Source organism: Kitasatospora sp. NPDC036993 (assembly GCF_055607525.1).
In genome coordinates, this window is record NZ_JBVJRP010000023.1 from 94,050 (window position 1) to 120,864 (window position 26,815).

25 protein-coding genes are annotated in these 26,815 nt (G+C 74.6%); 11 read left to right on the top strand and 14 right to left on the bottom strand.

Annotated features, from left to right (window positions below; genetic code table 11):
* Positions 1 to 110: 110 nt before the first annotated feature.
* The 3 genes from adhP to ACZ7C5_RS34350 form a co-directional block, all read right to left on the bottom strand.
* On the bottom strand, positions 111 to 1,124 hold the full coding sequence (gene adhP / locus ACZ7C5_RS34340) for an alcohol dehydrogenase AdhP (protein WP_401085701.1): 1,014 nt from the start codon (positions 1,122 to 1,124) through the stop codon (positions 111 to 113).
* A 153-nt stretch (positions 1,125 to 1,277) separates the two neighbouring features.
* Positions 1,278 to 1,775, bottom strand: a complete 498-nt coding sequence (locus ACZ7C5_RS34345) for a GNAT family N-acetyltransferase (protein WP_401085698.1) — start codon at positions 1,773 to 1,775, stop codon at positions 1,278 to 1,280.
* On the bottom strand, positions 1,772 to 3,097 hold the full coding sequence (locus ACZ7C5_RS34350) for a DUF6271 family protein (protein ID WP_401085695.1): 1,326 nt from the start codon (positions 3,095 to 3,097) through the stop codon (positions 1,772 to 1,774). Before ACZ7C5_RS34350 ends, ACZ7C5_RS34345 begins: the two co-directional genes overlap by 4 nt.
* A 350-nt stretch (positions 3,098 to 3,447) precedes the next feature.
* Between ACZ7C5_RS34350 and ACZ7C5_RS34355 the strand changes: the two genes are divergently transcribed.
* The 3 genes from ACZ7C5_RS34355 to ACZ7C5_RS34365 all read left to right on the top strand — a co-directional run bounded on the left by ACZ7C5_RS34355 (position 3,448) and on the right by ACZ7C5_RS34365 (position 6,598).
* Positions 3,448 to 4,635: a peptidoglycan-binding protein gene (locus tag ACZ7C5_RS34355; protein ID WP_401085693.1), complete on the top strand. Its 1,188-nt coding sequence runs from the start codon at positions 3,448 to 3,450 to the stop codon at positions 4,633 to 4,635.
* A gap of 219 nt (positions 4,636 to 4,854) precedes the next feature.
* A complete protein-coding gene (locus ACZ7C5_RS34360; protein WP_401085690.1) occupies positions 4,855 to 5,460 on the top strand; it encodes a DUF2269 domain-containing protein in 606 nt (201 codons plus the stop codon).
* 130 nt (positions 5,461 to 5,590) lie between these two features.
* On the top strand, positions 5,591 to 6,598 hold the full coding sequence (locus tag ACZ7C5_RS34365; RefSeq protein ID WP_401085688.1) for an LLM class flavin-dependent oxidoreductase: 1,008 nt from the start codon (positions 5,591 to 5,593) through the stop codon (positions 6,596 to 6,598).
* 124 nt (positions 6,599 to 6,722) lie between these two features.
* Here ACZ7C5_RS34365 and ACZ7C5_RS34370 read toward each other — a convergent pair whose 3' ends face one another.
* Both ACZ7C5_RS34370 and ACZ7C5_RS34375 read right to left on the bottom strand, forming a co-directional pair.
* Complete coding sequence (locus ACZ7C5_RS34370; protein WP_401085685.1) at positions 6,723 to 8,243, bottom strand: APC family permease; 1,521 nt, start codon at positions 8,241 to 8,243, stop codon at positions 6,723 to 6,725.
* A gap of 177 nt (positions 8,244 to 8,420) precedes the next feature.
* Positions 8,421 to 10,085 carry an amidohydrolase gene (locus ACZ7C5_RS34375; RefSeq protein ID WP_470324198.1) on the bottom strand — a complete coding sequence of 555 codons (1,665 nt, stop codon included), beginning with the start codon at positions 10,083 to 10,085 and terminating at the stop codon, positions 8,421 to 8,423.
* Positions 10,086 to 10,290: 205 nt separating this feature from the next.
* Here ACZ7C5_RS34375 and ACZ7C5_RS34380 point away from each other — a divergent pair, with 205 nt between their 5' ends.
* The 5 genes from ACZ7C5_RS34380 to ACZ7C5_RS34400 all read left to right on the top strand — a co-directional run bounded on the left by ACZ7C5_RS34380 (position 10,291) and on the right by ACZ7C5_RS34400 (position 14,007).
* Entirely contained in the window at positions 10,291 to 10,899 is a 609-nt protein-coding gene (locus tag ACZ7C5_RS34380) for a TetR/AcrR family transcriptional regulator C-terminal domain-containing protein (RefSeq protein ID WP_401085679.1), read from the top strand.
* Between the two features lie 589 nt (positions 10,900 to 11,488).
* Positions 11,489 to 11,872: a hypothetical protein gene (locus ACZ7C5_RS34385; RefSeq protein ID WP_401085676.1), complete on the top strand. Its 384-nt coding sequence runs from the start codon at positions 11,489 to 11,491 to the stop codon at positions 11,870 to 11,872.
* A gap of 4 nt (positions 11,873 to 11,876) precedes the next feature.
* Positions 11,877 to 13,013, top strand: coding sequence for a hypothetical protein (locus ACZ7C5_RS34390; RefSeq protein ID WP_401085674.1), 1,137 nt, complete (start codon positions 11,877 to 11,879; stop codon positions 13,011 to 13,013).
* An 82-nt stretch (positions 13,014 to 13,095) separates the two neighbouring features.
* A complete protein-coding gene (locus ACZ7C5_RS34395; RefSeq protein WP_317620158.1) occupies positions 13,096 to 13,491 on the top strand; it encodes a roadblock/LC7 domain-containing protein in 396 nt (131 codons plus the stop codon).
* A gap of 141 nt (positions 13,492 to 13,632) precedes the next feature.
* Entirely contained in the window at positions 13,633 to 14,007 is a 375-nt protein-coding gene (locus ACZ7C5_RS34400; RefSeq protein WP_188297664.1) for a hypothetical protein, read from the top strand.
* A gap of 48 nt (positions 14,008 to 14,055) precedes the next feature.
* Here ACZ7C5_RS34400 and ACZ7C5_RS34405 read toward each other — a convergent pair whose 3' ends face one another.
* The 6 genes from ACZ7C5_RS34405 to ACZ7C5_RS34430 all read right to left on the bottom strand — a co-directional run bounded on the left by ACZ7C5_RS34405 (position 14,056) and on the right by ACZ7C5_RS34430 (position 19,861).
* Positions 14,056 to 15,207 (bottom strand): NUDIX hydrolase, encoded by a 1,152-nt coding sequence (locus tag ACZ7C5_RS34405; protein WP_470324199.1) that lies wholly within the window; start codon positions 15,205 to 15,207, stop codon positions 14,056 to 14,058.
* A 149-nt stretch (positions 15,208 to 15,356) separates the two neighbouring features.
* The gene (locus ACZ7C5_RS34410) at positions 15,357 to 16,241 is read right to left on the bottom strand and encodes an SGNH/GDSL hydrolase family protein (protein ID WP_401085668.1); all 885 of its coding nucleotides are present in this window, start codon (positions 16,239 to 16,241) and stop codon (positions 15,357 to 15,359) included.
* Positions 16,216 to 17,535, bottom strand: coding sequence for a glycosyltransferase (locus ACZ7C5_RS34415; protein WP_401085665.1), 1,320 nt, complete (start codon positions 17,533 to 17,535; stop codon positions 16,216 to 16,218). The genes ACZ7C5_RS34410 and ACZ7C5_RS34415 overlap by 26 nt, the downstream gene beginning before the upstream one ends.
* The gene (locus ACZ7C5_RS34420; protein ID WP_401085663.1) at positions 17,532 to 18,749 is read right to left on the bottom strand and encodes a glycosyltransferase family 4 protein; all 1,218 of its coding nucleotides are present in this window, start codon (positions 18,747 to 18,749) and stop codon (positions 17,532 to 17,534) included. The genes ACZ7C5_RS34415 and ACZ7C5_RS34420 overlap by 4 nt, the downstream gene beginning before the upstream one ends.
* A 109-nt stretch (positions 18,750 to 18,858) precedes the next feature.
* Positions 18,859 to 19,047: a YegP family protein gene (locus ACZ7C5_RS34425; protein ID WP_188297669.1), complete on the bottom strand. Its 189-nt coding sequence runs from the start codon at positions 19,045 to 19,047 to the stop codon at positions 18,859 to 18,861.
* Positions 19,048 to 19,186: 139 nt separating this feature from the next.
* Entirely contained in the window at positions 19,187 to 19,861 is a 675-nt protein-coding gene (locus ACZ7C5_RS34430) for a TetR/AcrR family transcriptional regulator (protein WP_401085659.1), read from the bottom strand.
* A gap of 122 nt (positions 19,862 to 19,983) precedes the next feature.
* On the opposite strand from ACZ7C5_RS34430, the gene ACZ7C5_RS34435 reads away from it, so the two are divergent.
* Entirely contained in the window at positions 19,984 to 20,865 is an 882-nt protein-coding gene (locus tag ACZ7C5_RS34435; RefSeq protein ID WP_470324203.1) for an SDR family NAD(P)-dependent oxidoreductase, read from the top strand.
* A 152-nt stretch (positions 20,866 to 21,017) separates the two neighbouring features.
* On the opposite strand, the gene ACZ7C5_RS34440 is transcribed toward ACZ7C5_RS34435, so the two are convergent.
* Together ACZ7C5_RS34440 and ACZ7C5_RS34445 are read right to left on the bottom strand one after the other, a co-directional pair.
* The gene (locus ACZ7C5_RS34440; RefSeq protein ID WP_401085656.1) at positions 21,018 to 21,665 is read right to left on the bottom strand and encodes an HNH endonuclease family protein; all 648 of its coding nucleotides are present in this window, start codon (positions 21,663 to 21,665) and stop codon (positions 21,018 to 21,020) included.
* Positions 21,666 to 21,904: 239 nt separating this feature from the next.
* Complete coding sequence (locus ACZ7C5_RS34445; RefSeq protein ID WP_401085653.1) at positions 21,905 to 23,380, bottom strand: amino acid permease; 1,476 nt, start codon at positions 23,378 to 23,380, stop codon at positions 21,905 to 21,907.
* A gap of 412 nt (positions 23,381 to 23,792) precedes the next feature.
* Here ACZ7C5_RS34445 and ACZ7C5_RS34450 point away from each other — a divergent pair, with 412 nt between their 5' ends.
* On the top strand, positions 23,793 to 24,008 hold the full coding sequence (locus ACZ7C5_RS34450; protein ID WP_188297673.1) for a hypothetical protein: 216 nt from the start codon (positions 23,793 to 23,795) through the stop codon (positions 24,006 to 24,008).
* Positions 24,009 to 24,116: 108 nt separating this feature from the next.
* Here the strand turns inward: ACZ7C5_RS34450 and ACZ7C5_RS34455 are convergent, their stop codons facing one another.
* Positions 24,117 to 25,058, bottom strand: a complete 942-nt coding sequence (locus ACZ7C5_RS34455; RefSeq protein ID WP_470324200.1) for a deoxyribonuclease IV — start codon at positions 25,056 to 25,058, stop codon at positions 24,117 to 24,119.
* Positions 25,059 to 25,270: 212 nt separating this feature from the next.
* Here ACZ7C5_RS34455 and ACZ7C5_RS34460 point away from each other — a divergent pair, with 212 nt between their 5' ends.
* The gene (locus ACZ7C5_RS34460) at positions 25,271 to 26,662 is read left to right on the top strand and encodes a cytochrome P450 family protein (RefSeq protein WP_470324201.1); all 1,392 of its coding nucleotides are present in this window, start codon (positions 25,271 to 25,273) and stop codon (positions 26,660 to 26,662) included.
* The last annotated feature ends 153 nt before the right edge of the window (positions 26,663 to 26,815 follow it).

Below are 26,815 nucleotides of genomic sequence, written 5' to 3' on the forward strand. Positions count from 1 at the left end.
ACCCGGACGAACCGGGCCCGGCCGGGCGCTACCGGACCAGCGCCCTCAGGACCTCGGGCGGCAGCGCCGGGTTCCGCGCGGCGGCCTCGGCGGTGCGCGGGTCGGGGGAGTCAGCGCAGGTCGAAGACCAGGCGGGCGGAGACCTCGCCGCTCAGCACCTCCTCGAAGCAGGCGTTCACGTCCTCCAGCCGGCGGGTCTCGCGGATCACCCGGGTGCGGCCGAGGGCGTGCAGCCGGAAGACCTCGGCGAGGTCCTCGCGGGTGCCGACGATCGACCCGATCACCTTGGTGCCGTTCAGCACCGTCTCGAAGACCGGGAGTTCGAGCTTGCCGCCGGCCGGGAGGGCGACCAGGACGAGGGTGCCGCCGCGGCGCAGGGCACCGTAGGCGGCCTGGAAGGAGGCGTTGCTGACGGCGAGGGCGATCGCGGCGTGGGCGCCGCCGAGGGCCTGGACCTCGGCGGCGACGTCCTGGGTGCGGGCGTCGAGGACGTGGTCGGCGCCGAGTTCGCGGGCCAGGGCGAGCTTGTCGTCGGTGACGTCGACGGCGATGGTCTCGGCGCCGAAGATCCGGGCGTACTGGAGGGCCAGGTGACCGAGCCCGCCGATGCCGGAGACCAGTACCCGGGTGCCGGGGCCGGCGCCGGAGACCTTGAGCGCCTTGTAGGTGGTGACGCCCGCGCAGGACAGCGGGGCGGCGTCCAGCGGGTCGGTGCCGTCCGGGACGGGGACGACGTAGTCGCCGTGCGCGAGCGCGTACTCGGCGTAGGCGCCGTCCACCGAGTAGCCGCTGTTGTGCTGCTGGAGGCAGAGCGTCTCCCAGCCGGTGACGCACTGGTCGCAGCGTCCGCAGGCGTCCGCGAGCCAGGGGATGGCGACCCGCTCGCCGACCCGGACGTGCCGGACCTGCGCGCCGGCCGCCTCCACGATGCCGACGCCCTCGTGCCCGGGGACGAACGGCGGGCTGGGCTTGACCGGCCAGTCGCCGTGGGCGGCGTGGATGTCGGTGTGGCAGAGACCGGAGGCCTCGATCCGGACCCGGACCTGGTGCGCGGCCGGTTCGGGGACCGGGTGGTCCTCGATGGTCAGCGGTGCGGTGAAATCGCGGACGACGGCGGCCTTCATGCGCTTCTCCCTCGGGCGTACGGGCGGGTGCTGCCGGCGGCTGCGCGTACGGCGCAGCCGCCACCAGCTTCACCCGATGGGGTGATCCCCGCCGTCCGAACCGGGTTGAAACTAGGCCGAAAGAGTGATCATTCGTCCACGTATCCCCGCAGGTCAGCGCACCGGCATCGACATGTAGACGGCGCGCCGCCCGTAGGAGGCCGGGACCGCCACCTCCCGGTGCGCCCGGTAGCCGAGCAGCCGCAGCAGGATGTCCGCGCCGCGCACCGCGACCATCGAGATCCGCTCGTAGCCCAGTTCCTCCGCGTGCGACCGGAAGTGCCGGATGAACCCCAGCGCGACCTCCCGGCCGCGCAGCTCCTCGGCGATCACCAGGTCGTGCACGTGGAGGTTGTCCGAGGCGAAGGCCCCGTCCTCCGGATGGGCGAGGTCCGGGCAGCGCAGCGGCGGGTACGGCAGGCTCAGCAGGTAGCCGCGGACGGCGCCGTGGTGCTCCAGGACGAAGCAGGTCTCCGGCGAGCCGAGGGCGCGGGACTGGAGCGCCTCCCGGCCCTCCGACAGGCCGTCGGCGGCGTAGGCGTCGTGCTCCAGCGCGACCACGGCGTCCCAGTCGCCGTCGGCCAGGAGCCGGATCCGGAGGTCCTCGCTCACCTGGCCGAGACCTCGGAAGCGGCGCCGAGCCCCTCCGCGCGGGCGGCGGCCACCAGTGCCGCCCAGGCCTCCACCAGCACCACCCAGCGCCTGGCGTCCTCCTGTGCCTCGTCCAGGAGCTGCTGCCGCTGCCCGGCCACCGCGTCCGCGAGGTCGGCGTACTTGCCGCCCAGCTTGCGGTAGGAGCGGTCCAGGACGTCCAGGCAGTGCTCGTTCCCGGCCCGGTCCCAGTCGACGCTGCCCCGCGCCAGGTCGAGGATCGGCTCGATCCTCAGCCCGTGCCGCTCGTCCAGCAGGCCGCGGCCGAGGTCGATCATCCCGCCGTAGACCGGGTACAGGTACAGCATCGAGAGCAGGAACTTGACGAACCGCGTCTGGTAGGCGATGAAGCCGGCGCCGGTGCGACGTTCGGGCGTGTAGTAGTTGACGATGTGCCGGTTGTGGACGACGCCGGGCATCCCGGAGTGGACCAGGGCGTGCAGCAGGACGTAGTCGCTGCCGATCGTCTCGATCGAGGGCAGCAGCGGCAGCACCTCGTAGGCGCGGTGGTCCAGGGCGGTGTTGCACATGAAGACGTCCCAGATGTCGGGCACGCCGAGGACGGACTCGTCGGTGCTGAACGGCTCGGAGTCGGCGCCCTTGAAGGAGACGTCCACCATCGCGTCCTTCTCCTCGTCCGACCACACCGGCGGGGCCCACAGGCGCACCACCTCGCGGTAGACGGCCGGGTCCAGGTCGTGCATCTCGCTGATGTCCACGCAGAGTTCGCCGACGAAGGAGCCGGCGACCAGCATCACCGGCTTGTCCGCGTCGGCCGGGTCGAGCACGGAGCGGGACACGCCGGCCGCCGCCTCGCCGGCCGGCCGGCCGATCGAGAGCAGCTCGTGGTGGATCGGGAAGACCTTCCGGCCGTCGAGGACCTGGAAGTCGGCGTCGTCGTTGCGCAGGTGCACCGAGGTGCAGTCCAGGGCGGCCGCGCCCAGGAAGAGCCGGTTGACGCAGGAACCGTACGCGACGGCCCGCGGGAGCATCAGGTCGAGCAGCAGTTCGGGGTCGGCGGCGCCGGAGCGCACGCTCGCCCGGCGCAGGAACTCCCGCTGCTGCGCCTCGCCGAGGTGGTGGACGAACACGCCGGGGGTGGGCTCCAGCGCGGCCACCGCGCCCGCGTTCTTCGCGAACTCGACGGCGTCGGTGGTGTCGAGGACGAGGAGGTGCACCTCGACCCCGAAGTTCTCGACGGCGTAGGCCGCCTCCTCGGCGAGGTCCACGATGGTGTCGGGGCAGGGGCGCATGGTGGGCAGGGCGAGGCAGACTCTTTGCATGGTGCGGGTTTCTCCGTCGGATCGTCAGATTCGGTTCCACGGTTGCGAGTTGAGCGCGCACGGAAGCCCCGGGCGTCGGCTCGGACCGGTCCGCCGACCACCGTGGACTAGACCACTTGTGATGTCAATGATTGACAGCCGGGCCTCGGCAGGGTGAAATGCGCCGCGCGATCGGCCGTCCCCGCACGGGCGCCCGAGTCGCACATGGAGGCGAATACCCTCCGCAGAGTCGAACGGCCGGGCGGGCCCGCGGGGTTCACCGCCGCGCATTTGTGCCCTCGGGGTCAATCCGCGAGCCGTACCTGCCGATACCCGAGGTGATGCCCTCACGCCGTTCGGAGGAGACCACGATGCCCGAACTGTGGCTGCCCGGTGCCGAGGTCCACGACCTCGGCGATCACGCGCCGACCGACCAGCAGTACCCGCCGAAGGCCATCGCCCACATCACCTGGGACCGCAACGCCACCGCCACCGCGCCGCAGGACTGGTGCTCCTACGAGGACCTGGTCGGCTACTTCACCGGCAGCGGCGCCGGGAACGCGCCGCACCTGGTCTGGGACCCGTTCAGCGGCCGCGCCACCCAGCTGTTCCCGGCCGACTCCCGCTCGAAGAGCCTGCTCAGCCCCGCCCAGAGCCCGACCCGCACCAACCGGGCCGGGCGGGTGGTGATCCAGATCGAGGCGGTGTTCTTCCCCTACTGCCGCTACCGGGGCGGCACCTACCCGCGGCTCGTCGACACCCCGTGCGCCGGCTGGGACCGGATCCACGCCTGGATCTCCTCCTGGGGCGTGCCCGACGTGTGGCCGATGGGCCGGCCGGCCGACTTCTCCGGCCACCGCGACGAGCGGGCCTGGGAGACCCGCGGCGGCTGGTACGCGCACGCCCACGTGCCCTTCAACGACCACACCGACCCCGGCACCTGGCCCGACTTCACGGGCGGCTCCCCGGACATCCCGCCCTCGCAGCAGCACCCGGTGCCCCCGGCCACGCCCGCCCGCTACCAGGTCAGCATCAACGGCCTGAGGTACGGCTACGGCGCCCAGGGCTACCAGGTGACGACGGTCGGACGGGCGCTGGTCTCGCACGGCTTCGGCAGCCACTACCGCTCCGGCCCCGGCCCGGACTGGACCGACGCGGACACCGCGAACTACGCGGACTACCAGGGGAGTCTGGGCTACTCCGGGCAGGCGGCGGACGGCGTCCCCGGCGAGGGCTCGCTGCGCCGGCTGCTCGGCTACCTGCCCGGGCAGCGGACCGTCTCGGTCTCCCACGTCATCGCGGCCGCCCAGTCCGATCCGGGGGCCGCGCAGGGGCACCTGACGTACGGGGCAGAAGTGGCGATCGTGGAGCAGGCGCTCGTCGACGAGGGGCTGCTCGATCAGCGGTGGGCGGACGGCTCGTTCGGCAGCCTGACGGTCTCCGCGTACGCCGCCTGGCAGCGGCGCTGCGGGTACCAGGCGGGGGCGGCGGACGGGATTCCGGGGCAGGCCTCGCTGCAGCGGCTGGGCGCGGAGCAGGGGTTCGCGGTGACCGACTGAGCCGTGGTGCCGCTCCCGCTGGTGCTCCCGTTGTCCGCGTTGTTCCCGCTGGTGCTCCCGCTGGGACCGCTGCTCCCGAGGGAGTAGCGGTCCGGCGGTTGCCGAGGGTGCGTACTCGCCTGGGAGTAGGCGAGGTTACTTCCACCGTCAGATGCCCGATGAGGCCCGGACGGGAGAGCCTGGGGCCGTCCTGATGACCCCGACTCGAAGGAGGTGCCCGTGCGCTCGCCCACCGGCGCCGTCGTGGCGCCCGACCCGGCGTCCGGTGGCAGGCGGCCGTCCGCCGACCGCCGCCTGCCACCGGGGGCACGCAAACCCCTGGTCGTCCTGCACGTCGTCGCCTCGGTGAGCTGGCTGGCACTGATGCTCTGCCTGCTCACCCTGGCGGTGACGGCGCTGACGACCGGGGACGCCGACCGGCTGCGCACCGCCTACCGGGCGATGGGCCTGCTCGGCGACGCGCTGGTCCTGCCGCTGAGCCTGCTCACCTTCCTGAGCGGGGTGGCGCTCGGGCTCGGCACGTCCTGGGGGCTGTTCCGGTACTACTGGGTGAGTGCCAAGTTCTGGCTGACGCTCGGGGCGATGGCGGCCTCCGTCTTCGCCCTCACCGCCCGGCTGCACGACGCGGTGCGGGTGGCGGAGGCCCATCCGACCGGGCCGATCACCGTCGCGGACCTCGGCTTCGTCCGCTACAACACCGTGATCGTCCCGGCGGTGGCGCTGACGCTCTACCTGTTCAACGTGATCCTGTCGGTGTACAAGCCCTGGGGGCGGCGCAAGGCCGCAGGCACCCTCCGGCGCCGAATACCCGGGGCGGGCTCCTGAGCCGTGGGCCATGAGCCGTCGGCTCCGGCTCCGGCTCCGGCTCCGGTCTTGGCTTCGGTTCCAGCCCTGGCTTCGGCTCCGGCCCGGCAGCCCGGGAATGCCGGTGCGGCGGGCGGGCGTTGTCCACCGCGTGACCAGTGCCGCGCCCAGGACCAGGCTCTCCGTGCTCGACCGCTCCCGGACCAGACAGGGAGAGGAGCCGGCCCAGGCGCTGCGGGACACGGTGGCCTTCGCCCGCGAGGCGGAGCGGCTCGGCTACCACCGGTTCTGGGTCTCCGAGCACCACGGCGTGCCGGGGGTGGCCGGATCGGCTCCCACGGTGCTCGCCGCGGCGGTGGCGTCGGCCACCACGCGGATCCGGGTCGGCACCGGCGGGGTGATGCTGCCCAACCACCAACCACTGGTGGTGGCCGAGCAGTTCGGGGTGCTCGCCGCGCTGTTCCCGGGGCGGATCGACATGGGGCTCGGGCGCTCGGTGGGCTTCACCGACGGTGTACGGCGGGCGCTGGGGCGGGAGAAGGACGTCGCGGACGAGTTCGGCGCCCAGCTGGCCGAACTGCTCGGCTACTTCGACGGCTCGCAGCAGGCGCACCGCGGGGTCCATGCCCGCCCTGCCGAGGGCCTGCACGTCCCGGCCTTCGTCCTGGCCACCGGCGCGGGCGCCGACCTGGCCGCTGATGCCGGGCTGCCACTGGTGATCGCCGCCGCGCGCGGGGAGGACCGGATGCTCGCGGCGATCGACCGTTACCGCACCCGGTTCCGCCCCTCCGCGCAGTCCGCCGAGCCGTACGTGGTGGTCTCGGGCACGGTGGCGGTCGCCGACACGGCCGAGCGGGCGCGTGAGCTGCTCGTCCCGGAGGCCTGGTCCGGCGCGTACTCGCGCACCCACGGGGAGTTCCCGCCGCTGACCCCCGCCGCCGAGGTCCGCGCCCGGGAGATGACGGCAAGGGAGCGGGCCGCGTACGAGCAGTCGCTCAAAGGCCACATCGCGGGCACCCCGGAGCAGGCCGCCGCCGAGCTGGTGGCGCTGGTGGAGCGCAGTGGGGCGGACGAGTTCCTGGTCAGCACCAGTACCTACGACCGGGCCGCGCTGTTCGACTCCTACCGGCTCCTCGCCGAAGCGGTCGGCCAGGGCTGAGGGGTCGGCTCCGGCGAGGAGCCCGGGCAGCCCGCGCAACCGGGCAGCCCGCGCAACCGGGCAGCCCGCGCAACCGGGCAGCCCGTGCAATCAAGGCAACCGGGGCAACCGGGGCAGCCAGGGCTCAGCCTTCGCCGGCCCCGGTGGTCCCCAGCCGCGCGTAGACCTCCGGCCGCCGGGCCCGCAGCCGCAGGGCGATCCCGACGCCGGTCAGGAACACCACCGGAACGATCGCCACCAGCGGCCAGTTGACCTCGGGCCCGGCACTGGTGAACAGGTCGAGCCGCCACACCACCAGCACGGTGGCCCCGCAGAGCAGCACGGTGGCGGCCAGCGGCGCGACGACCGTACGGAACACCCCGGCGCTCGCGGCGGCCGCCCGGTTGCGGCGGAAGAAGGAGAACACCGCGAACGCGGCCAGCGCCTGGAGCACCAGGATGCCGACCACACCGGGGGAGTTCACCCAGAGGAAGAACTGGTCGTACGGGTCGGCCCCGATCAGCGCCGCCACCCCGACAGCCACCGCCGCCAGCACCGACTGCGCGATGCCGCCGATCCACGGCGAGCCGTGGCGCGGGTGGATCCGGCCGAGCGCGGCCGGCGCGGCCCGCTCGGTGGCCAGCGCGTAGCCGTACCGGGTGATGGTGTTGTGGAAGGCGAGCAGCGCCGCGAGCAGGCTGGTCACGATCAGCACCCGCTGGACGTCCGTCGCCCAGCCGCCGACGTAGTCGGTCATCGCGGTGAAGAACATCCCGGCCGGGTCGGCGGTGGCGGTCGCGACGGCTTCGGTGTCGCCGAAGGCCTGCACGATCACCCAGGTGACGAAGGTGTAGAAGAGGCCGAGGAAGGCGATCGCGGCGTAGGTGGCGCGCGGCACGGTCCGGTGCGGCTGCCTGGCCTCCTCGCGGTAGATCGCGGTGGCCTCGAAGCCGATGAAGGCGGCGAAGGAGAGTCCGAGCACCCCGCCCATCCCGCCGGAGAACACCTGCTTCGGCGCGAACGAGGACAGGCTGAGCCCGTGTGCCCCGCCCTTGACCAGCACCGCCACGGCGAGCACCAGCAGGATGCCGGTCTCGGCGATCAGCAGCAGTCCGAGCACCTTGGCCCCGAGGTCTATCGAGCGGAACCCGAGGAACCAGACCACCGCGACCCCGAACAGGGCCCAGACCGGCCAGGGCAGGTCCAGCCCGAGCAGGTCGGCGGCCGTGGTGTGGGCGAAGTACCCGAAGGCGCCGAACATGCCGATCTGGATGGCGTTGTACGACAGCACCGCGAGCAGGGCCGCGCCCAGCCCGGCCGCCCGGCCGAGGCCGCGGGTGACGTAGGCGTAGAAGGCGCCGGCGTTGCGGATGTGTGCGGTCATGGCGGTGAAGCCGACCGCGAAGAGCGCCAGCACCACGCCGGTGGCCAGGTAGGCGACCGGTGTGCCGATGCCGCCGAAGGAGATCGCGAACGGTGCCACGCCGGCCATCACGGTCAGCGGCGCGGCGGCGGCCACGACGAAGAAGACGATGTCACCGGTGCCGAGCACCCCGCGCTCCAGGCCGCCGGGGGCGTCCGGGGAGGCGGGCGAGGCGGGGGAGGACGGAACGGCGTCGGGGGGACGGAGCGCGGAGGAGGAAGCAGCGTCGGAGGGCAGGTTCATGGGGGAGCTCTCCTGAGGTCGTACGGACGAGGGTAGAGCGGTCGGCGGCGGATTCGAGTCGGCCGCCGACCGGGGGAACGGGGCAGGGCCGCCGTGGGGGACGGCCGGAACCCGTCGGGACATCGGTCGGGATGTCGGTGTCGGTCGGAGGGCCTGCCGGCGCGTACGCGCGCCGCCTCAGCGCGCCGATCCGTGGCTGCTGCCGGGCCCACCGTGGCCGCCGCCGGGCCCACCGTGGGTACGCCGCCCGCCGAGCCAGGTGCCGGCCACCTCGATCGAGGCCAGCTCACCGGCCGGCACCGCGTACGGATCGGTGGCCAGGTGCACCAGGTCGGCCCGCAGGCCCGGCCGCAGCACGCCCCACTCGGCCTCCTCGAAGGCCTGGTGGGCCACGCCCGCCGAGTACGCCGCCAGCGCCTCGGTGAGCCCGATCCGCTCCTCGGGCAGCCAGCCGCCGTCCGGCAGGCCGTCCGGGTTCTGCCGGGTGACGGCGGTGGCCAGCCCGGCCAGCGGCTCGTGGCGGGTGACCGGCCAGTCGCTGCCGAAGGAGACCCGGACGCCGTCGCGCAGCAGGGCGGCGATCTGGTACTGCCGGGCACCGCGCTCGGGGCCGATCCTGGGCAGCGTGAGTTCGGTCATCAGCGGGTCGGTCTGCGCCCACAGCGGCTCGAAGTTGGCGATCACGCCGAGTTCGGCGAAGCGCGGCAGGTCGTCCGGGTGGACCAGCTGGACGTGTGCGATCACCGGTCGGCGGGCCCGCACCCCGTTGCGGCGGGTGGCGGCCTCGACGGCGTCCAGGGCGATCCGCACGCCGCGGTCGCCGATCGCGTGGATGTGCGGCTGGAAGCCCAGCGCGTCGACCGCGGTGACCGCCTCCGCCAGCTCGGCGCCGGTCCAGTTGGCCTGGCCGTGGGAGTGCGGGCAGTCGCTGTAGGGCTCCAGCAGCGCGGCCGTACCGGACTCGATGACACCGTCGGCGAAGAACTTGACCGCCCGCGCGGTGAGCCGGCCGCGCCCGGCGGCCTCGACCCGGTCGCGGTCGGCGGCCAGGCGGGGGAGCTGTTCGCGCCAGCCCTCCGGTTCGAGCAGCAGGGCGAGTCCGGCCCGGACCGGCAGGTCCTCCTCGGCGACGGCCGCCAGCCAGGTGTCCACCTGGGCTGGCTCGACCCAGGCGTCCTGGAGCCAGGTGAGTCCGGCGGCGGCGAGCGCGGCGGTGCTCTCCCGCAGCGCGGCGACCTGCTCGGCCACCGGCGGCGCCGGGACGAGCGCGAGGACGGGGTTGAGCGCGCCGAACTCGCGCAGGGTGCCGAGCGGGCTGCCGTCCGGCCGGCGGACGATCTCGCCGCCCACCGGCTCGGGAGTGTCCGGCCCGTACCCGGCCCGGCGCAGCGCCTCGCTGTTGGCCCAGCCGGTGTGGTGATCCATGGTGCGCAGCAGCACCGGCCGGTCCGGGACGGCGGCGTCGAGCAGCCGGGCGTCGAACAGTCCGCCCTCGGCCAGCCAGGGGTCGACGGCGTCGCCGGTGATCCACTCGGCCTCGGGGTGGCGCTGTGCCCAGTCGCGGACGGCCTCCACGACCTGTTCCAGGCTGGTGCAGTCGCGGACCGGCACGCCGCGCAGGCCGATGCCGCCGATCAGCGGATGGACGTGGCCGTCGCCGAAGGAGGGCAGCAGGGCGCCGCCGTCGAGGTCGACGGTCGCGGTGCCTTCGTCGCGCAGGGCGAGGGCGGCGTCGCCGAGGGCGGCGATCCGTCCCGCGCTGACGGCGAGGGCGTGGGTGCGGGGGAGGGCGGGGTCTCCGGTGTGGATCCGGCCGCCGGTGAAGATCGTTTCGGCACGCATACGGGGGTGTGCGTCCTCTCCGGGGCAGGGCAGGACGACGGGTGGACGGCCTGCCTCAACCGAATGGGGTTCGGTTACCGTAGGCACGGCACCGGCGGGTGCGGAAGGGTTTTACTGAAAGCCGTTCAATAACGCTTGGATAACGACGATCTTGGTCTGTCGGGGGCCGACGGTGCTCGGCGACCCCGAAGGTGAGGAACCGGGCATGCCCAGGCCGCGCACACCCCTGCTGGACCGGCAGCGCATCGTGGACACCGCGCTGCGGCTGGTCGACGAGGCGGGGGACCTCACCATCCCCGCGCTGGCCGGCGCGCTCAAGGTCAGTCCCTCCGCGCTCTACCACCACGTCGCCGGCCGCGCCGAGATCGTCGCCCTGATGCGCGCCGAACTGGTGCGCACGATCGGCGAGCAGTCGATGTGGGAGCAGCCCTGGGACGCCGCGCTGCGCACCTGGGCGCACGCCTATCGGGACGCCTTCGCCGAACACCCCGGCATCGTCCGGCTGCTCGCCACCGCCCCGCTGGCCGAATCGTTCATGCACGAGCTGTACGAGCGGGCCGTCGCCACCCTGGAGGACGCGGGCTTCGCCGCGCGGGACGTGATGGGCCTGATCACCGCCCTGGAGAGCTTCGTTCTGGGGTCGGCGCTGGACCTGGTCGCCCCGGACGTCATGGTCGACGCCGTCGACCGTGCCGCGACCCCGCGGCTGGCCGGTGCCCTGGATGCCGTCCCGGTCGGGCGCGAGCGCGCCGACCGGGCCTTCGGGCTCGGTCTGACCGCCCTGATCGAGGGCTACCGGGCGCTGCTGGGCTGATCTGTCCCGGCCTGTCCGCCACCCGTTCCCTCCTCGGCCCGTCCCGCCTCCGGTGCCCCGGCCGCGATTTCTGACCGGCCGTGATGACCTGCTAGTGTTCTGCTCGTCGAGGGGAAGTGATCTTCCGGGAAACAACTCTCGAACAGGCGTCAGCGGTGCTACCAGAGCACGCCCTACTTTCAGTAGGGAGAGTCCGTGCGACCCGGGCCTGGCGCTCCACTCGAAGGGGCTCGTTCCGTCCAGCGGAACGGGCCCCTTCGTCGTGCTCGCGCCTCACAGGCGCGTCCTCTTATCGTACTTTTGGGCGCGAAACTCTTCCTGGCGGCTCGATGTCGGCCAAGGTCGCGTGCCAGGTGGTCCGCGAACACCGTTCCGGACGTTCCGGTCTGCCAGCGCCATTGTCGTCGGGGCCGAATTGATGAACCGTCAGTTCTTGGCTGAAACTGGCCGCCGATGATGTGAATATGCCATGGGAATGTTCGTCGTACGAGATCCGGCAGTAGCCTTCCGTGTCGGACGTGCCACTGCTGGTGGTGAACCGGTCGGGCAGTGCTGTGCCCGGCCGCCCAGACCCCGCGAAGGAGCCGGTGTGCCCGGTATCGACGAATGCCTCTCCGGAGCGATGGCGATCGCCGGGGCCCGCGCCGCGAGCCTGGTCGACTGGAGCAGCGGGCTCGCGCTCGGCAGCCTCGGGCACAGTCCGACGGGCGAGCACGAGACCTCAGCCGCCGAGGCAACGGACTTGGTGCGAGCGGCCGTTGAGAGCCAGACCTTCACCGTGGCGGAGGACCGGCGGGCCCCGCTGGAGGACATCATCGTCACCGCCGGCCGCAGTTACCACCTGATCCGCTTCATCGACACCGTCTTCGACAGCAGGCTCGTCCTGCACCTCTGGCTGGACCGGGCGGAAGGCAACCTCGCCGCCGCCCGCTTCCGCCTCCAAGCCCTCACCGAGGAGCTGGTGTTGGGGTGAACGCGTGATCGCCGCGACCGGTGCCGCGCAGTCGTCCGAGGCGGGGGCCGCCACGCCGAGGACCCCGGGCGAGTCGCTCGCCCTGCTCGCCAGGGGCCGCGCCACCGGCGCCCTGTACGGGCCGCTCGGCAGCCTCCACCTGGTCGACGGCCGGGTGACCGCGGCCGAGTCCGCCCGGGCTCCGGGACTGGCCGAGCTGCTCACCGGCTGCGGCCGGACCACCCCCGAGGAGTGGGCGGAACTGCTCCGGGTCCACGGCCCGCACGAGAGGGTCGGCGAGGCGCTGGTCGAACGGCGACTGCTCACCCGCGGAGAACTCGAACTCGGCCATCTGGGAACGCTGTTCGACGCGGCGTTCTTCGTCCTCGCCGATCCGTCCGGCGGCCGCTGGAGGTTCGACGCCGACGCCCGGCACTGGCTCGGACCGGTCGCGGCGGTCGATCCGGCCCGGCTGCACCGCGAGGTCGAACGCCGCCGGCGGCTGCTCGACGGGATCTGGCCGTGGGGCCAGCTGGACAACGCTCCGGTCCGTCCGGTCGAGCACGGCCGCCGGCCGCCCCACCGTCCGTCCGGCCGACGGCGCCGCGAGCTGCTGGACCACGCCGACGGCCGGCGAACCCCGGCGGACCTCGCCCGGCTGCTCGGCCGCTCGGGCTTCGGCGTGACGGCGGACGTCCGGCGGCTGGCCGCCGCCGGACTGCTGGACGCCCTGCGCCCGCCCGAGGCCCCGGCTGCCGATGCCCCGGTAGCCGGGGCTCCCGCCCCCGAGGGGTCGGTTCCGGCCACCCGGGCCCCCGTGGCGCCCCCACCGGCCGCCGGCGGACGGGCACCCGGGGGGCTGCACCGCAGGGTGCCCGGCGCCGCGCTCCGGGACGCCGGACTCGCCGGCGCCGGCCTCAGGGGCGGCGGACCGGCCGACGCCCCGGCCGCAGCGGCCCCCGCCGCGGCTCGCGCCGCAGCGCCCACGGCGGCCCCCGCCGCGGCCCCGGCCTCGAACCCCACCGGAACCGGCAGCGGGACCGCCGCCCCCACGCACTCCGCACACCCGCCCACCACGGCAGCGGCCCACCCGCTCGCCGTCCCCGACCCGGACATCGCCCTGCTGACCCGGGTCCGAGACCTTCTGGAGGCCCGACTTTGACCCACTCCCCGCCCGCGACCCAGCCGTCCCGGCCATGAGGCGGGCACTCAAGCAGCGTGTCGGAAGGAGGCAACTGATCGCCTTGGAGACCGAGTTGCTCGCCGAACTGCGCGCCGTCAAACACCGTGTCCCGCACCTCGCGGGCGGCCTCGTCGCCAGCGTGGACGGCCTGCTGGTCGCGCACGACACCCATGGCACCGAACCGTCCGGCCTGGCCGCGATGACGGCGGCCTCGCTCTCGCTGGCGCAACGGCTCGCCGACACCACAGGCCAGGGCGAGTTCCGCGAGTCGCTGGTGCGCGGCGAGAACGGCTACGTCGCCACCTACGCGGCCGGCGGCAGCTGCGTGCTGACCCTGCTGGCGCGCCCGGACGTCAACGTGGGCCGGCTGCACCTGGAGGCCCGCCGCAGCGCACAGCGCATCGCGGGGCTGCTCAGCGACGCCCTCGTGCCCAAGGACCCGCGCGACGCGGTCTGACCGGGCCGTCCACCGGCCCGCGGCAGGGCCGCGTCACCGCGGCTCCGCAGCGCCGGGCACCGGGCACCCGAACCAGCCACCACCTCACCACCTCACCACATCACCACCTCACCACCTCACCACCGAACGGGAGTTACCCAGATGACCGACGCAGCCGGCGCGCTCAAGCAGGCCATGACCAGCATCGAGGGCGCCATCGGCGCGGCCCTGGTGGACTACAACAGCGGCATGGCGCTGGCCACCCTCGACGGCCCCGGCGGCCTGGACCTCAACGTCGCCGCCGCCGGGAACACCGACGTGGTGCGCGCCAAGATGCGCACCATGGACATGCTCGGCCTCCAGGACGGGATCGAGGACATCCTGATCACCCTGACCAGCCAGTACCACCTGATCCGCCCGCTCACCGGCCGCACCGGCAAGGGCCTGTTCCTCTACCTCGCACTGGACAAGTCGCGCGCCAACCTCGCGATGGCCCGCCACCAGCTCGGCCGGATCGAGGCCGACCTGGAGGTCTGACGCGCCGCCGGGACGGGCAGGGCGCCGCACCCGGCGTCCGTCCCGCCGTCACTCCCGTGGCAGGTCCGGTCCCACGGCCCGCCCGCGCACCAGCTCGACCGGCCCGCCCGGCCCTTCCCGGGCGGCCAGCGCGGCGGCCGTACGGTCCCAGGACGGGCCGGTCAGCAGCGTCCGCGCCTCGTCCGGAGCGCAGAGCCGCCACTCCACCAGCTCCTCCTCCGGCAGCACGATCGAGCCGAGCATCGGCTCCGTCACCGTGCCCCCGTCGAACACGTACACCAGGACGGCGGTGTCCCGGCCGGTCGCCGGGTCGGCCTCGGGGTCGGCCGCCGCGCCCGGCTGCCAGTCCAACGCCAGCAGCGGCCCCGGTTCGGCCTCCCAGCCCAGCTCTTCGCGGATCTCCCGCCGGGCCGCCGCCCGGGGCATCTCCCGGTCCGCCTCGACCCCGCCGCCCGGCAGCGTCCAGTACGGCGTCCGTCCGCGCGGCCCGTCCCACGGCCGCAGCCGGACCAGCAGCACCCGGCCGGCGGCGTCGGTGAACAGCGCCCGCGCCTTGGCCCGGATCCGCGGCCGGGTGGCGAAGTAGGTCTCCCGGTCCATCGGCGGCTCGGGTGGCTCCTCGGTCGACGGGGACAGCCCCGGCGCCGCCGGCAGTCCGACGTACTCGGGCACCGGCCCGTCGGCGGGCAGCCACCCGAGCGTGTGCCCGACCGGCCGGCTGTCCTCCAGCTCCACCGGCCCGGCGTCGCGGGCCGCCCGCAGACAGGCCGTCACCCGGCGCGACAGCCGGGGCGGCAGCGCGTGCCCGGCCTCCTCCGCGGTCAGCCAGGTCCAGCCGCCGACCTCCGCCCGGTCCGGCCGGAACGCCGCGGTCTGCTCCGCCGTCAGCGGCTCGGCCCAGTACATGTACGCGACGATCGGCCGGTCGCCCTCGCGCAGCAGCGCCCAGTCCACACCGGCCAGCGGCCCCAGCCGGGGCGTGAACCCCAGCTCCTCGTGGATCTCCCGCAGCGCCGTCTCCCGGGGTGACCGGTCCTCCGGCTCCCAGCCACCGCCCGGGATCGCCACCGGATGCTTCCGGTCGTACGGCAGCCGCACCACCAGCACCCGCCCCGCCCCGTCCGGGAACAGCACCCCTGCCGCCGCCAGGACCCCCCGGCCGACCGCGCCCGCGTTCTCCACCCCGGCTCCCTCCGCCATGTTCTCCCCGGACACGACAATCCGGGCCACCCCGATGGTTCCCACCGGGGGGCGGCCTCCACCGCCACGATCGGGGGACCCGTGGGCCCGGCTACCCCAGTGGGGTCATCTCGGATGACTGGAACGGATCCGGAGGTCCGCCACCCGCCTCACCCCAGCGCCGCCAGTGCCTGCGCCGCCGCTCGCGCCATCTGCTCGTCGTGCCGCCCGCTCCCGCCGCGCAGGCGGGCGAGGGCCTCGGCGGCGGCGAGCGCGAGCAGGCCCGGCAACAGGTCGGTGCTGCGGGCGGCGAGCCAGCGGGTGCCCTGGGTGGCCATCCACCAGAGGTCGGCGGCCAGACGCGGCGGGGGTTCCGCCGGGACGGGGGCCGGCGGCGGGCCGAGCGGGTGGCCGGCCTCGGTGAGCAGGTCGTGGAACCGCCGGGCGATCAGGTGGTGGCCCTCGGCGCTGGGATGCAGGCGGTCCACGCTCAGCAGCCGGCGCTCCGTCAGCCAGGGCAGCTCGGCGAGGTGCAGGTGCACCGCCCGGTGGCGTGCGGTGAGGGTGTGCACCACGGTGTTGACCGCCCGCATCCGGCGCGCCAGCGGACGGGCGAGCGGCGCCGGGAGCCGGAGCAGGCTGCCCGGGTCGGGCAGGCAGGCGGTGAGCAACCTGGCTCCGTGGCCGGACAGTTCACCCATCGTGGCGTCCAGCTCCAGGGTGGTGCGCCGGATGTCGAAGCCCGTGCGCAGGGTGTCGTTGCCGCCGACCACCACCGCGGCCAGCTGGGGCCGCAGCGCCAGCGCCGCGCCGAGCTGACGATTCGTCAGTTCGGTGGTGAGTGCCCCGCTGTACGCCAGGTTGGTGAACTCGACGTCCCGCCCCTCGGGCGCCAGCGAGTGGGCGAGGACGGCGGCCCAGCCGCGCCGGACCTCGCCGACCTGGTCCCCGACCCCCTCCGTGAGCGAGTCCCCGAGCGCGACGAAGCGCAGCAGCTCGCCCGCCGTGGGGCGCTCCTCCGCCGCCCGGTCACGCCCGGCGTCCAGTGTGCTCATCCCGACCCCCCGCCGCGGCCTCGTCGTTGTGCCCGTCCACTGCCTCGTCCCCGCGTACGCCCGATGCCTCGTCCCCGCGTACGCGCACCACCGCGTCCCCGCGTACGCGCACCGCCTCGTCGCCGTGCACGGCGTGCACGCCGTGCGCCGCCAGGAACGCCGCCACCGCCGCCGGCCAGCCGTACCGTTCGGCCCGCGACCGGGCGGCGGCCCGCCGCAGCTCCTCCGGCCGTGCCAGCAACTGCCCCACCGCGGAGGCGAATCCGTCGCCCGTGTCGCCGGCCGCCACGCCGGCGAGCCCGACCAGTGCGGGCAGCGCGGAGGAGCGGCTGACCACCACCGGAGTCCCGCAGGCCAGCGCCTCCATCGCGGCCAGCCCGAAGGTCTCCACGGGGCCGGGCGCGAGCACCACGTCCGCGCACCCCAGCAGCCGGGCCAGTTCCGGGCGCCCGCCCAGGTGCCCGAGGAAGCGCACCGGCAGCCGCAGCCGTGCGGCCCGGTCTGCCAGCCGTTCCCGCAGCGGGCCGGTCCCGGCCACCACCAGCACGGCGGGCCGCCGTCCGGCCCGCAGCGCCGCCAGCGCCTCGATCGCCCGCTCGGGCCGCTTCTCCGCCGAGAGCCGTGAGCAGAGCACCAGCAGGGTCTCCTCCGGGGTGGCGTAGCGGGCCCGCTCGGCCGCCCGTTCGGCGGCGGGCAGCGGCCGCATGGTGTCCAGGTCGACCCCGAGCGGGGCCCGGACCAGGTTCGGGACGCCGATCCGGCGGAACTCCGCCGCGGCCCAGTCGGTGGTGCAGAGCACCGCGTCGTAGGCGCGGGCGGTGGCCGCGTTGAGCCGGTCGGCCGCCGCACCCGCCAGCGGACCGGGCACGCCCCAGGTGCGCAGCACCCCGGCGGCGCTCTCGTGCGAGACCATCACCGAGCGCACCCCGTGCCGCCGGGCCCAGGCGCCCGTCCAGCGCAGTGTGGTGCGGTCGGACACCTCCAGCCGGTCCGGGGAGAACCTGGTCAGCTCGCCGGCCACGGCCCGGCGGTCGGTGAGCAGCCGGTAGCCGCCGCCGGCCGGCAGCACCGGGCCGGGCAGGGTGACCACCACGCCCTGCTCGGTCTCCTCCTCGGAGCGCCGCTCGCCGGGGACGATCAGCACCGGCCGGTGCCCGGCCGCCCGGTACCCGGCGCCCAGGTGGCGCAGCGCGGTGCGCAGGCCGCCGGAGACCGGGGTGACGAAGTTGGCGAGCCGGACGATCGTCAGCGCCCCGCCGTCGTGAGCGGGGGTGACACCGGGAACGGAGGTCATGCCGGCAGCTCTTCCGGCAGGGCGGGCGCCACCGGCTCGACCGTCGCCGGGGGAGCGGACGGCAACGGCAGCCCGCGGTGCTCCGCCAGCACCTCGGCGTAGTGCCGCAGCAGCAGGTCCCCGACCGCCTCCCAGGTGCGCGCGGTCACCTCGGCCCGTCCGGCCCGCCCGTACGCGGCCCGCCTGGCCGGGTCGGCGGCCAGTTCGGCCACCGCCCTGGCCACCGCCGCACCGTCCCGGGGCGGCACCAGCAGGCCGGTGCGGTGGTGCGCGACCAAGTCCAGCGGCCCGCCCGCCGCGGGGCCGATCACCGGCACGCCGCTGGCCATCGCCTCCTGGATGGTCTGGCAGAAGGTCTCCAGCGGGCCGGTGTGCACGAAGAGGTCCAGGGCCGCGAAACAGCGGGCCAGCTCGTCACCGGTGCGCCGGCCGAGGAACACCGCGCCCGGCATCGAGGCCTTCAGCCCGGGTGCCGAAGGGCCGTCCCCGACGACGACCACCCGCACCCCCGGCAGCGCCGAGGCCGCCGCCAGCAGATCGACCCGCTTCTCCGGGGCCAGCCGGCCGACGTACCCGACCAGCACCTCCCCGCCCGGCGCGAGCGCCCGATGCAGCGCCTCGTCCCGGTGCCGGGGGTGGAACCGCACCGAGTCCACCCCGCGCGGCCACAGCTGCACCCGCGGCACCCCGTGCGCGGCGAGGTCCTGGGCGGCCGGGGTGGAGGGCGCCAGGGTACGGGCGGCGGCGCGGTGCACGGCCCGGATCCGCCGCCAGGCGGCGGCCTCCCCGAGTCCCCGTCCGGCCCGGTAGGCGTGCGCGTACCCGGCCAGGTCGGTCTGGTAGACGGCCACGGCGGGCACCCCGAGCCGTGCGGCGACCTGCATCCCGCGCGCGCCGAGCACGAACGGGCTGGCCAGGTGCACGAGGTCCGGCCGGTGCCCGGCGATCGCGGCCGCCAGCTGCCGGCTGGGCAGCGCGATCCGCACCTGCGGGTACCCCGGCAGCGGCACCGACGGAATGCGCACCACGGGAATCTCTCCCGCCGCGGCGCCGCCGAAGGTCTCCGGCGGGCACTCGGTGCCCCGCGCCGGCGCGGGGGTGACGACAAGGGGCCGGTGGCCCCGGCGGACCAGGTGCTCGGCCGTCCGCAGCACGCTGTGGGCGACTCCGTTGACCTCGGGCGGGAAGGATTCGGTGACGATGACGACGCGCATGCCAGTGTTCTGTCCGGGTCCGGCATGCGTCCGGCCAAAGGGATCTGTCATAGAGGCGAACGCGGGTCGGCGATTTGAACCGCCGACCCGCGTCCGGGAACCCTCGGTGTCACAGCGACCCTGCGGTCTCCTTGAGCTCCGCGTACGGTGCGAGTTTGCGGATGGACTCGATGCTCTTCAGGCAGTCGTCCTTGCTCTCCTGCGGGTCGCCGGTCACCACGACCGTCCCGTTGCTCGCCTTGAGCCGGAACCGGTGCATGCCGCCCTCGTCCACGTACAGCTCGAATCTTCCAGCCATGCCAGAAACAGCCTTCCGCTCGGATGACCCCCTGGCCGCACCGTAGGGTCGGATCCCCTGTGCGGCCCGTCGGACGGGCCGTCCGGGTGCACCGGAACGCACGCGCCGGAACGCACGCGCCGGGCGCGGCCGGAGCCGGTCAGGGCCGCGGTTCGCACCGGCCCGCGACCAGCCCGGTGACGGTGGCGGTGAGGACGCGGGCGAGCCGGGGTTCGACCTCGACGACGGCGTGGGCGAGCCGCGGGTCGCCGCGGTAGAGCGCGGCGACCTCGGCGCCCGGGTTCGCGATCTGCCACAGGGCGCCGGCCAGCGAGACGGCGGTGGCGACCAGGTCGACGACGTCCTGCTCGTCGAGGGCGGGCAGCTGCTCGCGGACGGCCGCGGCGATCGGCTCGCGGGCGGCGAGTGTGGCGAGCTTGAACTCGCGTACGGCGTCGAGCGAGACGTTGCGTTCGAGGTTGAGCGGTGCGTGGGCGAGCAGGTCGCAGAACATCCCGCGGGCCGCGAGGGTGGCGGCGAACGCCCGGGCCACGGCGGCCGGGCCCGGCTCCGCGGTCTCCCGCAGCCGCGCGGTCAGCGCCTGGGACCACTCCGCCCAGCCCTCGGCGGTCAGGCGCAGGAAGATCTCCTCGCGGGTCTCGAAGTACCGCAGCAGCGCCGACTTGTGCATCCCCACCGCGGCGGCGATGTCGGTCAGGGTGACGTCCCTGATGCCGCGCTCGTGGCCGAGTGACCGGGCCGCCGTCAGGATCGCGGCCTCGCGGAGGCGCTTGGCCTCGGGCGAGCGTGCGCGCTGGAACTCCGGTGCATCCACCCGCCCATGGTAGGGCAACGGTGTTGCCCTATTAGTGCAACGGCGTTGCGGTATTAGCGCAACGGTGTTTTACTAACGACATGGAGCAGAACATGGAGCGGAACACGGACATGGAGCACGGCATGGAGGCGGGCGGGGAGCAGGTCTGGTTCGTCACCGGCAGTTCGCGAGGCTTCGGGCGCACCCTCGTCCGAGCCGCGCTGGAGGCCGGCGACCGAGTGGCGGCGACCGCCCGTCGCCCCGAGCAACTGGCCGACCTGGTCGAGGAGTTCGGCGACCGGATCCGCCCGATCGCGCTGGACGTCACCGACCCGGCGGCCGCCCGCGCGGCCATCGCCGAGGCGCGGGCCGCCTTCGGCCGGATCGACGTGCTGGTGAACAACGCCGGCTACGCCAACGTCTCGCCGATCGAGACCACCGAGGACGCCGACTTCCGGGCTCAGTTCGAGACCAACTTCTGGGGCGTCTACCACGTCACCAAGGCCGCGATCCCGCTGCTGCGCGAGCAACGGGGTGGGCTGGTGGTGCAGTTCTCCTCGATGGGCGGCCGGGTCGGCGGTTCCCCCGGCATCGCGTCGTACCAGGCGGCGAAGTTCGCCATCGACGGGTTCAGCCGCGTGCTGCGCGCCGAGACCGCGCCGTTCGGAGTGCGGGTGCTGGTCGTCGAACCCAGCGGCTTCCGCACCGACTGGGCGGGCTCCTCGATGGTCGTCCACGACGTCCCGGAGGCCTACGACGAGACGGTCGGCGCCGTGAACCGGCGGCTGCGGCAGGGTGGGGACGGTGCGGCGGGCGACCCGGTCCGGGCCGCCGACATCCTGGTCGGGATGGCCAGGCGGCGCGACATCCCGCACCACCTGCCGCTCGGGGTCAACGCCGCCGAGGGCTCGATCGCGATGGACCGGCGGCTCCTGGCGGAGGACACCAGGTGGCGCGAGGTGGCGCGCTCGGCCGACTTCGCCGAGGCCTACCCGGTCGCCTTCCCGCCGGACTCGACCGACTGACCGGTGCGGTGCGCACGGCCCGGTGCGGGCACTGCACGGCATGGCCCGGCGCGGCAAGGCCCGGCGCGGTACGGCAAGGCCCAGAGCGGTACGACCAGGCCCGGTACTGCGGCCCGGCGCGGGGTGAGCGCCGGGCCGCAGGGGCGGTGGGCTCAGCAGCCGTTGAGGATGCCGCCGAGCGCGCTCTTCTCGGCGCTGTCCACGCTCAGGCCGTAGTGCTGCTTCACCTGCACCCAGGCCCGGGCGTAGGTGCAGCGGTAGGAGGCCTGGGGGAGCCACTCGGCCGGGTCGCGGTCGCCCTTGGAGCGGTTGCTGCTCGCGGAGACCAGCAGCAGCTGGGGGCGGGTGACGTCGTTGGCGAAGGCCTGGCGCTGGGCGGTGGTCCAGGACCAGGCGCCCGAGGCCCAGGCCTCGGAGAGCGGCACCAGGTGGTCCACGTCGAAGGAGGAGGCGTTGGTGGTGGTGACGCCGTCGTACGCCGAGGACCAGCTGCCGCTGGTGGCCTTGCAGGAGGTGTCGGTGGCGACGTTGCTGCCGTCCCGCTTGACGATCCACTCGCGGGTGTCGCAGGTGCCGCTGATGGTGATCCAGGCCGGGAACAGGGTCCGGTCGTAGGTGTCCCCGTGGGTCTCCGCGGTGGCGGGCATCGCGGCGAGGTAGCTCCGCGCGGTGGCCGCGGAGATCGGGGTCGGCAGGGCGGCCTGGGCGGGGGCGCCGGCCGCGACGACGGTCGCGGTGGCGAGGGCGGCGGCGGCCGGTATGCAGGACAGGAATCGGCGCAGGGGCGTGGTGGGGGCCATGGCGGACGCTCCATCATCAGATCGGATGAACTGCTGAGTTGCGTGCGTCAGTGTGTCGAGCCCGTCACCTACGCGGGTAGACCCGGGAGGTGAAATCCTCGTGCACATCGGACGTGCACCGGACAAGTCCGGCGCACGTCACGGGGCTTCACGGTTTTTGCCTGGTTTCACGGGGGTTCGGCGGAGTCGGGCGGGGTTTCGCCGGTCCCGTGCCGGAGTGCCCGGCTGTCGCCGGGGGTTCAGTCGCGGCGGCGGCCCGCCATCCAGACGTAGACCAGGATGCCCGCGAACAGGAACAGGACGCCCTGGTAGACGGCGGCGTAGCCGGCCCCCGCGAGCAGCCAGAGCGAGAAGCCGAAGGCGCCCAGGCCGAGGACGGCGTCGCGCACCAGCCGCCCGCGGTCGACCTTCTCGCCGGCCCCGCGCACCAGCCAGTACAGCTGGGCGGCGGTGGAGAGCAGGTAGGGGACGGTGGCCGTGAACGTGGTGACCAGCACCAGCATGTCGAAGGCGCCCTTCGCGCCGCTGGCGAAGTTGAGCACGGTCAGCGCCGAGGCCAGCGAGACGCCGACCAGCACGCCGAAGACCGGCACCCCGCGCCGCTCCTTGCCGAAGGCCGCCGGGAACAGGCCGTCCTTGGCGGCCGCGTACGGGGCCTGGGCGGAGAGCAGGGTCCAGCCGTTGAGGGCGCCGGTCATCGAGACCAGCGCGGCGACGGCGATCACCGTGCCGCCCCAGGTGCCGCCGAACATGGCGTCCACGGCGTCCGAGAACGGTGCGGTGGAGTGCACCAGCCGGTCGTGCGCGACGGTGCCGAACACCGCGACCGTACCGAGCAGGTAGACCACCGCCGCACCGGTGGTGCCGAGCACGCTGGCCCGGCCGACGTTGCGCTCCGGGTCGCGGACCTGGCCGGCGCTCATCGCGGCCGACTCCACGCCCAGGTAGCTGAACAGGAGGATCGCGGCGGCGGCGGACATTCCGCCCGCCCAGCCCTGGCCGGTGCCGTCGAAGGGCCCGAGGTTCTTCGGGTCGAAGAAGAACAGACCGCCCACCGAGACCAGCAGCAGCGGCACGAACTTCAGCACGGTCGAGACGAGTTGGACCGCCCCGACGTACCGGCTGCCGGCCAGGTTGGCCAGCGCCGGCAGCCACTGGAAGGCCAGCGCGGCGGCGATCTCCAGCGGGACGGAGCCGTGCATCGGCAGCAGCACGTTCAGGTACCCGACGGCGGCCACGGCGAGCGCGGCGTTGCTGACCCAGGTGGTGATCCAGTACGACCAGGCGGACAGGAAGCCGGCGAAGTCCCCGAAGGCCTCGCGGGCGTAGACGTACGGTCCGCCGGTGCGCGGGCTGCGGCGGGCCAGCTGCCCGAAGACCAGGGCCAGCGCGATCGCGCCCACGGTGAGCACCACGAAGGCGAGCAGGCTGACCGTCCCGAACGGCGCCACCGCGGCCGGGATCATGAAGATGCCGCCGCCGATGATGTTGCCCATCACCAGGGCGGTGGCGGTCGCCGGCCCGAAACGGCGGCCGCTCCGCTCCGGCGTCGGACCGGCCGGTGCGGAGCTGGCCTGCGCGGAGCCGGTCTGTGCGAGGCCGGCCGGTGCGGGACCGGTCTGCGCGGGACCGGCAGGTGGGGAGCCGGCCGGCCCCGGGGTCTCCGGGCCGCTCGGGCGGGTCGCCTGCCGGGGTGCGGCGGGACTGGTCTGCATGAGGGTGGTGCGCCTTTCGTGGTGCTGCTCGCGCTCGGTGGAGTGCCATGGAGCGACCGTTCATGCTCGGACCGGGCCGTCCCGTGCACCAAATCGACGGGATTTGTTCAGTTCGCCCGCTCTGTCACCGCAAGACCTGCGGTCGCCGGGCGGCCGGACGGGCACTCGTCCGGCGCCCCCCGTCCGGCCGTTCGACCTGATTCACGGGTGTACGCCCGGATTCGTCCGGCCGGGGGAGTTGCCTCACCCGAATGCCTCAGCCCGGTTGCGGCGCGTGCCCGAAGCCGCGCGTTCGTGTGCAAACGTGGGCGCGGCGCCTCCCCGGTGGGGCGCCGCCCAGCCCCGTCGGGCGGCCGGACCGGCTGGTCGGGGGCGCGGGTTGAGGACCAGAGACGAACCAAAAGGACATCAGATGTCGCTTCGTGGGAAGATCCGCAAGCTCGCCGTGATCGTCGCCGTGGCCGGTGCCGTGGTGGCGGTCCCGACCTCGGCCATGGCGGGGGGCTCCACTCCGTCGCAGTCGGAGGGGCAGAGCCTGCAGTCCGGCTCCGCGGGCGTCGGCCTGTTCGGCCCGCACGCCGACTGGTTCAACTACGCCGAGCACGGCGAGAGCGACTGCGGCTGCTGACCCTCCGTACCCCGAGCCCGGAGGCCGTCCGTCGGCCCCCGGGCTCCCGGCTGTCCGGCGGCGGGTGCTCGCCCGCCGAGGTGCCGGCGGGCGCCGCCGCCCGCGGCCTCAGACCCGGACGGCGGCCCGCTCCCGCAGCTCCTTCAGCACCGTGATGTCCATCGCGTGCCCGGTGCCGTCCCCGCCGTGCTTGCGGTCCGGGGTCTCCACCAGCAGCGGCACCCCGGCCGTCTCCGGGTGCTCGAACAGCTCGCGGAACGGCTCGGCGCCGATCATCCCGGCACCGATGTTGGCGTGCCGGTCCTTGCGGGCGCCGACCACGTCCTCGGAGTCGTTGGCGTGGATCAGCCGCAGTCGGCCGGGACCGGCCGCGGCGGCCAGGGCGTCCAGCGCGGCCGTCACCCCACCGGGCTCCGCCAGGTCGTGCCCGGCGGCGAAGGCGTGGCAGGTGTCCAGGCAGACTCCCACCTTCGGGTGGTGGTCCAGCGCCTCCACGTACTCGGCCAGCTCCTCCAGCCGCGAGCAGAGCGAGCTGCCCTGGCCCGCGGTCGGCTCCAGCAGCAGCCACGGCGCGTCGTCGCCCAGCGCGTCCAGCTCGTCCAGCAGCGGCCGGACGTCCGCCCGGACCTGCGCCATCGCCTCGGCCCGCCGCGAGCCGCCACCGGGGGCCGTGCCGACCGCCGAGCCGGTGTGCAGGACGACGCCGAGCGCGCCGATGGCGTGGCCGCGGTGCAGCGAGTGCCGCAGCGAGTCGGCCGAGCGCTCGCGGGTGGCCGGGTTGTCCGAGCCGAAGTTGATCAGGTACGGGGCGTGCACCCAGGCCGGGATGCCCTGGTCGGCGCAGGTGGTGCGGAACTCCTCGTCCTGGGCCGGGTTGCCCGGGGGAGTGGCCCAGCCGCGCGGGTTGGCCACGAACACCTGCACCGTCTCCGCGCCGACCCGGCGCGCGTACGCCAGACCCGTGCCGGCCAGCCCGCGGGCGGCCACCGGCACATGGGCGCCGATCGGGTTGCGGAGGTCGGCGACGGGCGGTACGGGCGCGGTGGTCATGGCTCCGAGCATGTCACGCGTCCGGCCCGAGTCCTCGCGCGGGCCGGAGAGGGGGCCGGAGAGGGGGGCCCGGAGGCGCGGCTCCCGGGGGCCCGGGGAAACGACCCACTGTGCTCGATCGAGTGAATCGGGCCCGGAAGCCGGTGAGCCCGCCACCCGAATCCGTCACGATCCGTGACCAGATGGACTCCGCTCCCCTCAAGGAGGCAGCCGTGACCACCGCCGAGCCGATCGAGACCGTCGACCTGCGTGCCGAACACCTGATCCGCGACCCCTTCGCCGCCTTCGCCGACCTGCGCGAGCGCGCCCCGCTCGCCCGCGCCACCATCCCCGGCGTGGACCCGTTCTGGATCGCCGTCCGCTACCAGGACGTCCGCACCGTGCTCTCCGACCCGCGCTTCGTCAACGACGTGAACGCCGTCGGCGGCCCCGCCACCGCCACCGGCCCCGCCGAGGACACCGTCACCGCCGCCACCGTCAGCCCCGCCCAGGACACCGCCGGCACGACGGAGGAGACCGCCGCGCCCGTCCCCGCGCACCGCACCGAGCAGGTCTGGCGCGCCCGCGGCATGCCGCCCGAGTGCGCCCAGTACCTGCGGGCCGGCGTCTTCGGCGCGGACGGCGCCCGGCACCGCCGGATGCGCGGCCTGGTCCACCCCGCCTTCACGGCCGGCGCGGTGGAGCGCCTGCGGCCCCGGATCGAGCGGCTCGCCGAGGAGTACGCCAGGGCGCTGCCCGAGCACGCCGGCCCGGACGGTGTGGTCGACCTGGTCGCGCACTTCGCCTACCCGCTGCCCGTCACCGTGATCTGCGAACTGCTCGGCATCCCCGAGGCCGACCGCCCGCAGTGGCGCACCTGGAGCTCCTACCTCGGCCGCGGCGCCGGGCCCGGCCTGGACGGGGCGCTGCGCGCGATGGTGGCCGCCGCCCGCGAGCTGATCGGACTCCGCCGCGCCGAACCGGCCGAGGACCTGCTCTCCCGGCTGGCCGCCGCGGAGGGCGACTCCCTCGCCCCGGTGGAGACCGTCTCGCTGATCCTCAACCTGATCGTGGCCGGCCACGAGACCACCGCCACCCTGATCGGCAACGGCACGGCCGCGCTGCTGGCCCACCCCGACCAGCTGGCGACGGTCCGCACCGATCCGGGTCTGCTGCCCGCCGCCGTCGACGAGCTGATGCGCTGGTGCGGCCCGACCATCGGCGGGGTGCCGCGCTACGCCACCGAGGACCTCACCCTGGCCGGCACCCTGATCCGCAGGGGCGAGGCGGTGATGCCGATCCTGGCCGGGGCCAACCACGACCCGCGGGCCTACGCCGAGCCGGAGCGCCTGGACGTCTGCCGGGCGGGCACGCCGGACCGGCCGGGGCACCACGAGGCGCACCTCGGCTTCGGCCACGGCACCCACCGCTGCCTCGGCGCGGCGCTGGCGCACCAGCAGGCGGTGGTCGCCTTCGGCGTGCTGCTGCGGACGTACCCGCGGCTGGCCCTCGCGGTCGGCCCGGAGGCCGTGGAGCGCGGCCCGAACCCGGCGGCCTGGCACCTCGCCGCGCTGCCCGTCCGCCTCGGTCCGCAGTCCGCGGCACAGGCGCCGGCCGCGGCCTGAGCCGGACCGCCGAGCCGCACCCGGCGGGAGGAAAGGAACACACGGGGAGGGGGGGAAGGAAAAAAAACCCCCCCACACCACACCGACCCCACCACACCCCGCCCCCAGCCCAAACTCGCCCCCCCGCCCACCTCCCCCCACTCCACCCGAACC

Coding starts and splice junctions, on each gene's coding strand:
- adhP (WP_401085701.1), bottom strand. CDS start 1,124: ATGAAGGCCGCCGTCGTCCGCGATTTCACCGCACCGCTGACCATCGAG.
- ACZ7C5_RS34350 (WP_401085695.1), bottom strand. CDS start 3,097: ATGCAAAGAGTCTGCCTCGCCCTGCCCACCATGCGCCCCTGCCCCGAC.
- ACZ7C5_RS34355 (WP_401085693.1), top strand. CDS start 3,448: ATGCCCGAACTGTGGCTGCCCGGTGCCGAGGTCCACGACCTCGGCGAT.
- ACZ7C5_RS34370 (WP_401085685.1), bottom strand. CDS start 8,243: ATGAACCTGCCCTCCGACGCTGCTTCCTCCTCCGCGCTCCGTCCCCCC.
- ACZ7C5_RS34375 (WP_470324198.1), bottom strand. CDS start 10,085: ATGCGTGCCGAAACGATCTTCACCGGCGGCCGGATCCACACCGGAGAC.
- ACZ7C5_RS34380 (WP_401085679.1), top strand. CDS start 10,291: ATGCCCAGGCCGCGCACACCCCTGCTGGACCGGCAGCGCATCGTGGAC.
- ACZ7C5_RS34400 (WP_188297664.1), top strand. CDS start 13,633: ATGACCGACGCAGCCGGCGCGCTCAAGCAGGCCATGACCAGCATCGAG.
- ACZ7C5_RS34405 (WP_470324199.1), bottom strand. CDS start 15,207: ATGGCGGAGGGAGCCGGGGTGGAGAACGCGGGCGCGGTCGGCCGGGGG.
- ACZ7C5_RS34410 (WP_401085668.1), bottom strand. CDS start 16,241: ATGAGCACACTGGACGCCGGGCGTGACCGGGCGGCGGAGGAGCGCCCC.
- ACZ7C5_RS34415 (WP_401085665.1), bottom strand. CDS start 17,535: ATGACCTCCGTTCCCGGTGTCACCCCCGCTCACGACGGCGGGGCGCTG.
- ACZ7C5_RS34420 (WP_401085663.1), bottom strand. CDS start 18,749: ATGCGCGTCGTCATCGTCACCGAATCCTTCCCGCCCGAGGTCAACGGA.
- ACZ7C5_RS34425 (WP_188297669.1), bottom strand. CDS start 19,047: ATGGCTGGAAGATTCGAGCTGTACGTGGACGAGGGCGGCATGCACCGG.
- ACZ7C5_RS34435 (WP_470324203.1), top strand. CDS start 19,984: ATGGAGGCGGGCGGGGAGCAGGTCTGGTTCGTCACCGGCAGTTCGCGA.
- ACZ7C5_RS34440 (WP_401085656.1), bottom strand. CDS start 21,665: ATGGCCCCCACCACGCCCCTGCGCCGATTCCTGTCCTGCATACCGGCC.
- ACZ7C5_RS34445 (WP_401085653.1), bottom strand. CDS start 23,380: ATGCAGACCAGTCCCGCCGCACCCCGGCAGGCGACCCGCCCGAGCGGC.
- ACZ7C5_RS34450 (WP_188297673.1), top strand. CDS start 23,793: ATGTCGCTTCGTGGGAAGATCCGCAAGCTCGCCGTGATCGTCGCCGTG.
- ACZ7C5_RS34455 (WP_470324200.1), bottom strand. CDS start 25,058: ATGACCACCGCGCCCGTACCGCCCGTCGCCGACCTCCGCAACCCGATC.